Annotated in this window: 6 protein-coding genes, 1 tRNA gene and 1 pseudogene; 3 read left to right on the forward strand and 5 right to left on the reverse strand. The window is 49.4% G+C overall.

Annotated features, from left to right (window positions below; genetic code table 11):
* The 3 genes and pseudogenes from KM295_RS16400 to KM295_RS16405 form a co-directional block, all read left to right on the forward strand.
* A partial coding sequence (locus tag KM295_RS16400; RefSeq protein WP_256031394.1) for a transposase occupies positions 1-180 on the forward strand: 180 nt, incomplete at its 5' end.
* Between the two features lie 9 nt (positions 181-189).
* Positions 190-327 (forward strand): annotated as a pseudogene (locus KM295_RS17180) (Eco57I restriction-modification methylase domain-containing protein); the annotation flags it as partial.
* A 27-nt stretch (positions 328-354) separates the two neighbouring features.
* Complete coding sequence (locus tag KM295_RS16405; RefSeq protein WP_256031396.1) at positions 355-1,944, forward strand: Eco57I restriction-modification methylase domain-containing protein; 1,590 nt, start codon at positions 355-357, stop codon at positions 1,942-1,944.
* Between the two features lie 17 nt (positions 1,945-1,961).
* Here KM295_RS16405 and KM295_RS16410 read toward each other — a convergent pair whose 3' ends face one another.
* From KM295_RS16410 to KM295_RS16430, 5 genes are all read right to left on the reverse strand, one after another.
* On the reverse strand, positions 1,962-5,774 hold the full coding sequence (locus KM295_RS16410; protein WP_256031399.1) for a helicase-related protein: 3,813 nt from the start codon (positions 5,772-5,774) through the stop codon (positions 1,962-1,964).
* Positions 5,775-5,858: 84 nt separating this feature from the next.
* A complete protein-coding gene (locus tag KM295_RS16415) occupies positions 5,859-6,968 on the reverse strand; it encodes a type I restriction enzyme HsdR N-terminal domain-containing protein (RefSeq protein WP_256031401.1) in 1,110 nt (369 codons plus the stop codon).
* Positions 6,969-7,108: 140 nt separating this feature from the next.
* Entirely contained in the window at positions 7,109-7,615 is a 507-nt protein-coding gene (locus KM295_RS16420; protein ID WP_256031404.1) for a hypothetical protein, read from the reverse strand.
* Positions 7,612-8,607, reverse strand: coding sequence for a hypothetical protein (locus KM295_RS16425; protein ID WP_256031406.1), 996 nt, complete (start codon positions 8,605-8,607; stop codon positions 7,612-7,614). Before KM295_RS16425 ends, KM295_RS16420 begins: the two co-directional genes overlap by 4 nt.
* A 338-nt stretch (positions 8,608-8,945) precedes the next feature.
* Positions 8,946-9,020 (reverse strand) — tRNA-Arg (locus KM295_RS16430).
* Position 9,021: the final 1 nt, after the last annotated feature.

A 9,021-nucleotide genomic window follows, 5' to 3' on the forward strand; every position in this document is an offset into this window, starting at 1 on the left:
GAACTCTACGGCCAGCGGTCAATGGCTGAAACCGTCTTCTCCAGTGTCAAGCGCTCGCTGGGCTCCGCCCTGCGAGCGCGAACCTGGTATCGAGAGTTCCGGGAAGTCACCCTGATGTGTGCAGTATACAACATGAAGAAGGCCGCAAAACAGGAGATACCACTTCCTTCATGCGATTAAACATAGGCCATAAAAGAGCTTCAGGAATTTTCACCATTCCATTGGGTTCTTGAATTCGCTGAGGTCTACGCTACTGGTGGATTTGATGTCCTAATAGGGAACCCCCCGTGGGATCGTCTCAAGCCGCTCCGAGATGACTACTTTTCGAAGTATGATGAGGTATTCAGAACGCGGATGCCAGATAATAAGGACGAGGTCCAAGAGGAACTTCTTCAAGACGAAGAAATAGCATCGGGGTGGGAGTCGTATCAAGAAGAAATGAAAATGCGTGCAGAGTACTACAGCAATTCTCCCGATTACGGATTACAGAGTCCAACTGTTGGGGGAAGCAAATCAACAACGGAAAACGATCTATCCGCGTTGTTTTTTGAACGCGTTTTCAAACTTTCAAGAGACGAAAGTTACGTTAGCCAGGTTCTACCAGGTGTGCTGTTCAATGGTGCATCCGCGAAGGATCTTCGTATGCACCTTCTCAACGAAACCGACCTAGACACGCTAACCATATTCACCAATCGTGGAATCTTTGAGTCAATAGATAACCGGTTTGTCTTTGGAATCCCGGTTTTCAAAGCTTCTGGCGAGACTGATGAGGTGTACGGTGGATACAGAGATGGTGATCTAAGTCTCCTGAAAAATATCGAGTCAGAGGGTATGTCTATTTCACGGAAAGTACTTGAAGAATACTCCCCCGAGGCACGGATTTTCCCGTATTTGGAGACAGAACAGGAAGTTGATGTGTTGGAGAAGATATTCGATCATGCGCCTGTTTCGGAGCAAGTTGGTGACAGTTGGTATGCAACACCCTATCGTGAACTAGACCGTACTAATGATCGTGATAGGTTTGTGGAGAAGGAGCAGGAAGGAGACTACCCGGTTCTCGGCGGTAGCAACATCTACCAGTACGCCTATAGTCCGGATTACGTTGAGAATCTTGAATCCCCAAAATTCTGGAGTGTTAATGAAGACAGCAATCCCGAGAAGAGTGCAAAACGTCGGATCCGAGAAAAGAATTATCGAAAGTTGAAGCGGGGGCTCTACGACGCATTTGATGGTTCTGGTTCTCAGAAAAAGTTCGTCGATAAGACGCTGAATCAACATCGCGGTGAAGGACTCTCAGAGGAAGATGTTCTATTAGACTGTACAGAGTACAGAATTGTCTACAGGGACATAGCACGCGCTAACGATGAACGGACTATGATTGCTTCAGTGATACCGAAGGAAGTAGTTTGTCACAATAAGCTACATACTATCCGACCCTATTCTATTGATCCCGAGCAAGAGAATCTATCAAAATCACCACTTCATGACGTTTATCATCGAATATTCTCGGATCAGGAGCTATTCGTGACATTGGGGCTGCTCAATAGTATTCCATTTGACTTCCTTATGAGAACAAAAATTGACTCAACCGTTGTGATGTACAAGTTCAAAGAATCTCAGGTTCCACACCTTACCGAAGGTGACGACTGGTTTGAGTATATTTCTACGCGAGCAGCGCGTCTCAACTGCTATGGAAACGAGTTCAAGCAGATGCGTGAACGCCTCGGTGGTATTGAATCTGCGACAGACAAGAGCGAACGCCGTGAACTCCAGGCAGAGATTGATGCTGCCGCATTCCACGCGTACGGCCTGAACCGTGAAGACGTGGATTTTATTCTCAACGACTTCCACAGAGTACAGAATCCACGAGTAATGACTGAGGAGTACTTTGAGATGGTATCTGAAAGATACGATCTTCTTGAACAAGAAGGGCCTAAGCCGTAGTGGTGACTCAGACAGGACTACGTACCGATTACGCCCCAGCACATCAATTGAGCCCGAACCTCACTTTCACCTACGAGCTTCGCTTGATACTCTGTAGACGCTTCGACATTCTCCTGTAAGAATATTTTAAGTTCTTCTAGAAATTCGATTGGTGGCCATTCCGGGAACGAATCATACTGATCGTTATGTCGAAAGGTATCCCGAAGAATTCGATCTTCATCTGTGTTTGCTAACTTCACGTCTTGTAGGCGTTCTTTGAGTTCCTCAGCCCACTCATTAAGTGTTTCATGATCATTGATTGGAGTCGACATCTCACCGTGGTTTGGCTGTAGGTAGTGAGTGATGAAATCTAAGATAGTTTCCTGTTCCTTTGAGAATGTTTCACCCTGCTTGAACGCTCCTTTAACTTGTCCTTCACGGATTGTTTCTAAACGGTCCTCAAGAACATCTTCAATTGCCTCACGGTTGGATAATACGTTATCTGTGTTTCCAGTAATTGGTTCACCAGTAACTGACGAATCCATTTTTAATGTCCCAACAGGACGCTCTTTCACATCGTCAGCGAAAGGCTTGTAGTAGAATGCCCGACGCACACGGCCAAGCGGTGACTCTTGCTCATCATCATCAAACCAGAGGTGTGCAAGCCCGAACACTCCTGGGCGTGGACCTACATCGTGGTTGGTGACGTTCGTATACAGGAATTCGCGCTCTTCCGGTGAGTCGTCAAAGTAGTCTTCAGCGTATTCGAAATCACTCTCTGTGAGTCCGAAGTCCTCGTTCAACTCCTGTTTCAGCAGGTACCGTTCGAACGCGGCGTTTTCATTACTTCCCGCATTCCGGAGTAGCGGATTCTTGCTTGTATCGTCGAGTTCATTCACGTCGTCGATGTCACGAGTCTTCTGTAGTGAATCCTCGATTTCGTCAATCTGTAACTCTCCGATCGTTTTCTCTGTTTCAACGCCTGCCTGGTTGAGTATTTGATCCTCGTTCGGATCAAGAATATTATTCTCTTTACCGACAATCAATGCGATGTCGTTGATTTTCGCCTGTAAGCGCTCCAACAGTTTAATCGCAGCCTCAATGTCTCCGTCTGGATAGAAGTTATGCACGTGTTTTTCCGCAGTACTTCCGATCCGGTCAATCCGGCCAACTCGCTGAACCAGCGTCATGGGATTCCAGCGCAGGTCAAAATTCACCGCGATTGATACGTCCTGAAGGTTAACTCCTTCCGCAAGTGTGTCGGTTGCAACGACGTACTGCAGTTCGGATTCGCCGGTTTCAGCAAGCGTCTGCTGGTATCCGGATGCTTCAGGAGCGAACCGCTGTATCACGTCCTGCTTATTCTCATCGCCACCTTTCACAACCGCACTGTTCGCATCTGTTAGCCGTGTGTCTGGATTAGTTAGGAGTGTGCGATAAACGTAATCAGCGGTTGCACGGTACTGTGTGAAGATGAGTACCTTCTCATCATCATACCCATCAAGTACATCCACGAGTCGGTCGATCTTCGGATCACGGAACTCTCGCAGGGAGAATACAGTATCATAGAAATCGCGGGTCGCTGAGTCAACGTCGCTTAGATCACTTCGGGGATAGAGAATCGGATTGATTTCATCTTCAGGGACATCCGGGAGTACCCCTGCATTGTGATCGTGTAGCCATTGTCGTGTGGACACAGCGTGATCGCTCACATTACCAGCATCACGTGCAACGTCTCCGATGAATTGCGAGAGGAAATACGCGAGCAGCGTCAGATCTTCCTGGATGTACGTCTTCACTTCACCGATCGTCGCGTCTGCTAACTCATCCGTGTCCGCACTCTCCCCTGCATCCTCGGCTTGAACAGCAGTCGTATCGAATCCGAACTCCTCAAGCGTCTGTTCGAGGTCCTCTGCAGCATCTTTCCCTTCGACGAAATCACTAATCGTTTCAGATTCGTTGCCGTCCTGAATCGTTCGCAGCATATCGATCTTCTCGTCTTCAGGAAGCCCATCCAGCAGCCCAAGGAGTTGTCGCTCACTATTATGCAGGGTTTCAATGGATTGGATGAAGGCGTACGTTGAGGATTCCAATCGCTTCAGTAGATTGAGTTTGTATAGTGCTTTCAGTGTGCTGCCGGCTTTCGGGTTCTTCACCGTAATGTGAGGCAGGTGAAGTGCGTCCATCACATCCGGCAACATCTGATACACGGGTTGGTAGGCCGGTGGGAGTGAGTACTGTTGTTTGAAGAGTTTCGGGGGTTCGAAACTCATCTCAAAGTCCTCGTCTTCTTGAATTTGGTCTTTCACGTGCTTCCGTGTCCGTAGTACCATTACCTCGTTGAGGATGTTCGAAATTTCTTCAGAATGCCGCTGTAACTGTTCGGTGAGTTCCCGCTGTTCCTCGTCACTTACCTCTTCTTTTCCAGCTGCGATTTGTTTTCGTGTCTGTGACAAGTCGATGTACTCGTCAAATGCATCGAAGTCAAGTGAGGTTTTGTTCCGAATTTCTTCTGGGCTGGTGAAGAGGCTGATGAGGTTCTTCAGATCGGTTGCACTGTTGTTGATCGGCGTCGCGGTCAGCATAATCATCGTCTTCCCACGTAACTGCCGCAGGTTCGCGTGTCGACGCGTTCCCTTGTAGTCGTCATCGTGGTCGGGTTTTGGCCGCCACTTCCCGTAGTTTCGGAATCGGTGGGCCTCGTCGATGAGTAGCACGTCGAATGCGTCTTTGAGTTCCTGCACCTCACCGAAGGTCAGGTTCTGGAATTTGCTGATACTCATCACGTTAAGATGGGTGCCGTCTACCTCTAAGCCAAAGTACGGGTTACCATCCTCATCGGTGTCGTCTTGGAGTAGGTCTTCCCACTGGTCGGTGAGGTTTGCAGGGACGATAAGCAAACAGCGGTCGCCACGCTGTCGGTAATCAAGCAAGAGCTCACCACCGATGAACGATTTTCCGAGACCGACCGAATCGGAGATGATGCACCCGTTGAATCGTGAGAGTTTCTCCTTGGCACTCTCGTATCCGAGTTTCTGGAAGTAGTAGAGTGGGCTGTCACGGACGGTGACGTTCCCGCTTAATTCATCGTAGGCGAGGAGCTTGTACAACTCGAACGGTTCAATATACGTCCCAAGTTCTTCGTCTGTTTCTCCGTTCACGGTCTCGTCTTCTTGTTGCTCTTTCCAGTCTTGGTATTCGGTGCTGTTTTCGATGATTTGGATGATTTCTTCGCTGAAGTCCTCTGCGTTGGCCCACTGGTTATCGTACCATTCTTCGAAGGCTTCCGCCTCTCTGCGGTCTTGGCTCGTGAGATTCAGTTCGATGTTATTCCGGTGGCCACTTGCGGTGAAATTCGACGATCCAACAACGGTCGCACAGGCACGGTTGTCTGTGTCCCCATCGTCGTCCCAGCCTTCTTCTTCGAGTGGAGCTCGGAATGATGCCCCCTTCGCGTGGAAGTAGCCCTGTTCTGGATTTCGCACACGGATGTTGACCTTGTTTTCGGCTATAAAGTCTCGGAGCCGATCAAGTCGTCCGATCTGTGCGTTGTTTAGTTCGGAGATACTCTCTTCTATGTCGTCTTTGAGCTCCTGTCGAAGGTTTTGTCCCTTACTGATTTCATCGGCAGTACCCCTGTCCGTTTGCCGACCCATAAGAATTCGAAGTGGTGCGTGGCCGAGTTCCTCGGGGTCTGCGAGTTGTTCCAGATCTTCACGGTAAAGGTCGAAACCGGAGAGGTAGAAATACCCTGTTGCGATGCGGGCTTCCTCGATCTGGGGGATAATCTTCTTGTAGATGTCTTCAAGTGTTCTGTCGGTGTTATCGACGAGTGGGGGGAGAGAAAGCATCGTGTTACCCTATTTAACCGGCAGTTTGACTTAGTAGTTAGCACAGAACATCTCGAAGTCTTTCAGTGAGAACGGATCAGAGGATTAGAGCATATCGTCAGTCGTCTCTGCTGTCCGGAGCGCTCCGAGTGTCGTGTACTGGAGCGACTGGGGGTACTTCGTCTCGTAGGGAACCGGGTCTTCCAACTCGTATAGGCTACCTTCCTCAAAGACCACTACTTGCTGGTCAGGGTCGAATCCGGCTTGAGCTTCGTCGGACGCCGATTCAAAGTATGCTTCACGGGGACGAGCGAGGTCTGCCTTGGTGGCTGAGACTATATCACTGACACGAGCAACGTATTTTATTTCTCGCACATCTTCAGAGAGGTACATCGCCACAAATTCTGGATTCTGACCGATACGGACGAACCCCCAAGCATTGTTTTCACGCAGGAACTCCAGACCCGATCTTTTCGTAGGGAAGACCGCTACTTTGGCATCGTTGTCACCCTCAATTTCACTACGCTTGATGCGTCCTACGATGTGGCTGTCTGCTGGATCAGGGCTATGACCACCGATGTCACCGTCTTTCGGAGATTCGGTGCTATCAGCGTCTATTTCAGACTCAATATCCGCGACGAGTCGGTCAATCATTTCCTTGGCCTGCGTTTCCGCAAGCGACGAGATAGCGTCCGAAACCTCATCAGCCAGCACGTTCGAGAGTTCGACCGCCAAGTCGTCCTTCTCGGCTTCAAGGGTACGACGGGCTTCTCGGAGTTCATTGATTCTACCGAGGATCTTCCCAGACTCCCCCGACTCGATGGCGTCCTTCTCGAAGGCCTTCACGACTGCGAGACGGTTGGGAAGGTCTTCGAGGACTATGTCACCGACCTGCTGAACATTCACGTTCGAGGCGTCAACCCGGCGCTGAAAGAAACGGTACTGCTTCCCGTTCGTCAAAATTCCGTAGTTGACGTTCTTGTTCATCATATAGGACGAGAGTTGTTCGTCGTGGTCGGCAGTTAGAGCGGTGTCCGCCCCTTTGGCTTCGAGGAAGGCGACCGGTGTTCCATCGAGAATCAACGCGTAATCGACCTTATACGTCTGTCCGAACGCTTCAACGGAGTATTCGAGTTGGGTGTTCTGCGGGATCTGCCAGTCGAGTAGGTCCAAAAAGTCACGCAGGATGGCAGCCTTCGTGTTGGCCTCGTCCATCTGGGGAGAGGCTTCTAGAACAGCGTCAGATTGTTCCACATACTCCCTAACAGCGTCCCCATTCATCTTATTTGAGAACGACTAGCGGACACTATATGAAACCCAGTGGACAGATGTGGTGGCCCCGCTAAGTGCGTGTATCATAGAACGTCTCCGTGTATCAAAGACCAGAGACGGTGAGTTATCACTAACAGCGTTAGGAAGTAGTGAGCCATCAACGTGTAGACGATACCGCTCACAACAAACGCGATTTCTGATCCAACGGCCCCATCAATTCGAGACAATATGAACCCAAACACCAAGCAAATAATGAGGACGACACCTGCTAAGATGGAGTAGAGAGTGAATTCTTTTGTCTTCCGCACGGTTCTCTCTTCGTATGGGTGAGAACCGTCTTCGTCGTACCTCATTAGCAGAATTATCGTATTTATCGAAAACCCTGTTAAAACACTCAGAACAGGAGCCGAGGCGGCGATAAATCCTGACCAAAGCACGACATAGTTAGCTAGAGAAAACCCGACTACTACCGGAAGTAGAGCGAAGACAAGGGCCAAGAAAACCAAATCGTACGGGGTTTTTAGTCCCGTCTCTTGACCGAGGGACGAGTAGTGGTCGCTGATGATACTTCCAATGTTGCCAAATATCATCGTTTAACGTTGGCTGACCCGCTAACTGGTTTTACAATCTGCTGGTCTAAAATGTCGTTGGCTAGCTCGTTGGCTTCGCTCCGGAGAGAGTTTGCGGTAATCAGTCCCGAGTCGGTATGGAGTTTGTCGCTCTCAAGATCTTTCCGCATAGCGACTTCTTCATTCAGTAGCGAGAACGTTTCGCTTCGACCACCGTCCTTCTGTATGGTCACAGTAAAATTCTCCACATCGTCGCTAACGATCGTCCCGAAGTGCTTATCGGTGTCCTTAAAGCTGGCTGCCTTACTCTTCAGCCACTCGAAACTCCCACCGTGTTCGGGACGTAGAACGATAGAACGAGTCCCAACTTCCTCAGTGCTTAATCCCTTCAGCAACTCCATCCGGCTTTCGTCGTCTCCCGGGATCTTTCGGACATTGATCTCCAACTTAGCAACTCGGTCGGCCTCTATCACTTTTTCAAGTACGTCTTCTGTGGTGACAGGATCCATCTTCATTGTGTAGTCTCTCACACCCGAGAGACACGTTTGTTCGATATGCTTCTTCAACTTCCCCTTCACACCAGTCCGGTTGACTTGATGAAGGATGATTAAGGCTGTCTGACCTTTATTATAGGGCTTGCCCTCGCGTGTCTGGGGCAAATAAATGAGGAAGTACAACGGCATTTGTTCGGCCTCATCTTCCCCTTTCAGGTGGGTCATATCGCCCGATTCAACATCACGAATTTCCGCTTCGTATCCGTGGTAGCCTGTCGAAACTATACCCTCAATAAGATTCCCGTCTCGGTGGTACTCTTCGATGACGAACGTCTTGTCATTGCTTGAAGGCTCAAGGTTACTTTCTTGTTTTTCGAAGAGATTCTCCATCAAATCGAGGATATGGTTTTCACCGAAGGCTGTATCGTGGGCGTGGAGTTGAGTCAGGTTGTAGCCGTTATCGGGATTCCCATGTTCATATATTTCGAAAGAATACGGGACGAGTTTTTCCGAGGGCATTAGCTGACACCTCAAAGCGAATTACAATAAAAGTGGATACTACTAGTGATCTACAGGTCACCAATCAAGCGAGTCTGCGCGACCGCCTGCGCTCACTCTGTGAATCGAAACTATTCGACCAGTTCGGTAAGAGTGTCCAATCGTTTCGATCCCGCGTCACATCCAATGACCCATTGATTTTGTACCATTCACCCGTCTTTGGATGTACGCGAATCGCCAGAAGGCACCGACCTCATTTGGAATCGTTCGACTATCGAACGAAATCAAATTCGGCAGCCAAAGTCGCTTTATAAGTGACCTGCCGCCGTCTGTCGGATGTTGGTCGTTCGATAATCGAATGGGCGCTGCAGGATTTGAACCCGCGGCAACTTGGTCCGAAGCCAAGCACTCTGTCCAAACTGAGCTAAGCGCCCG

Origin of the sequence: Natronomonas aquatica (assembly GCF_024449025.1) — an archaeon.
GTDB lineage: Archaea > Halobacteriota > Halobacteria > Halobacteriales > Haloarculaceae > Natronomonas > Natronomonas aquatica.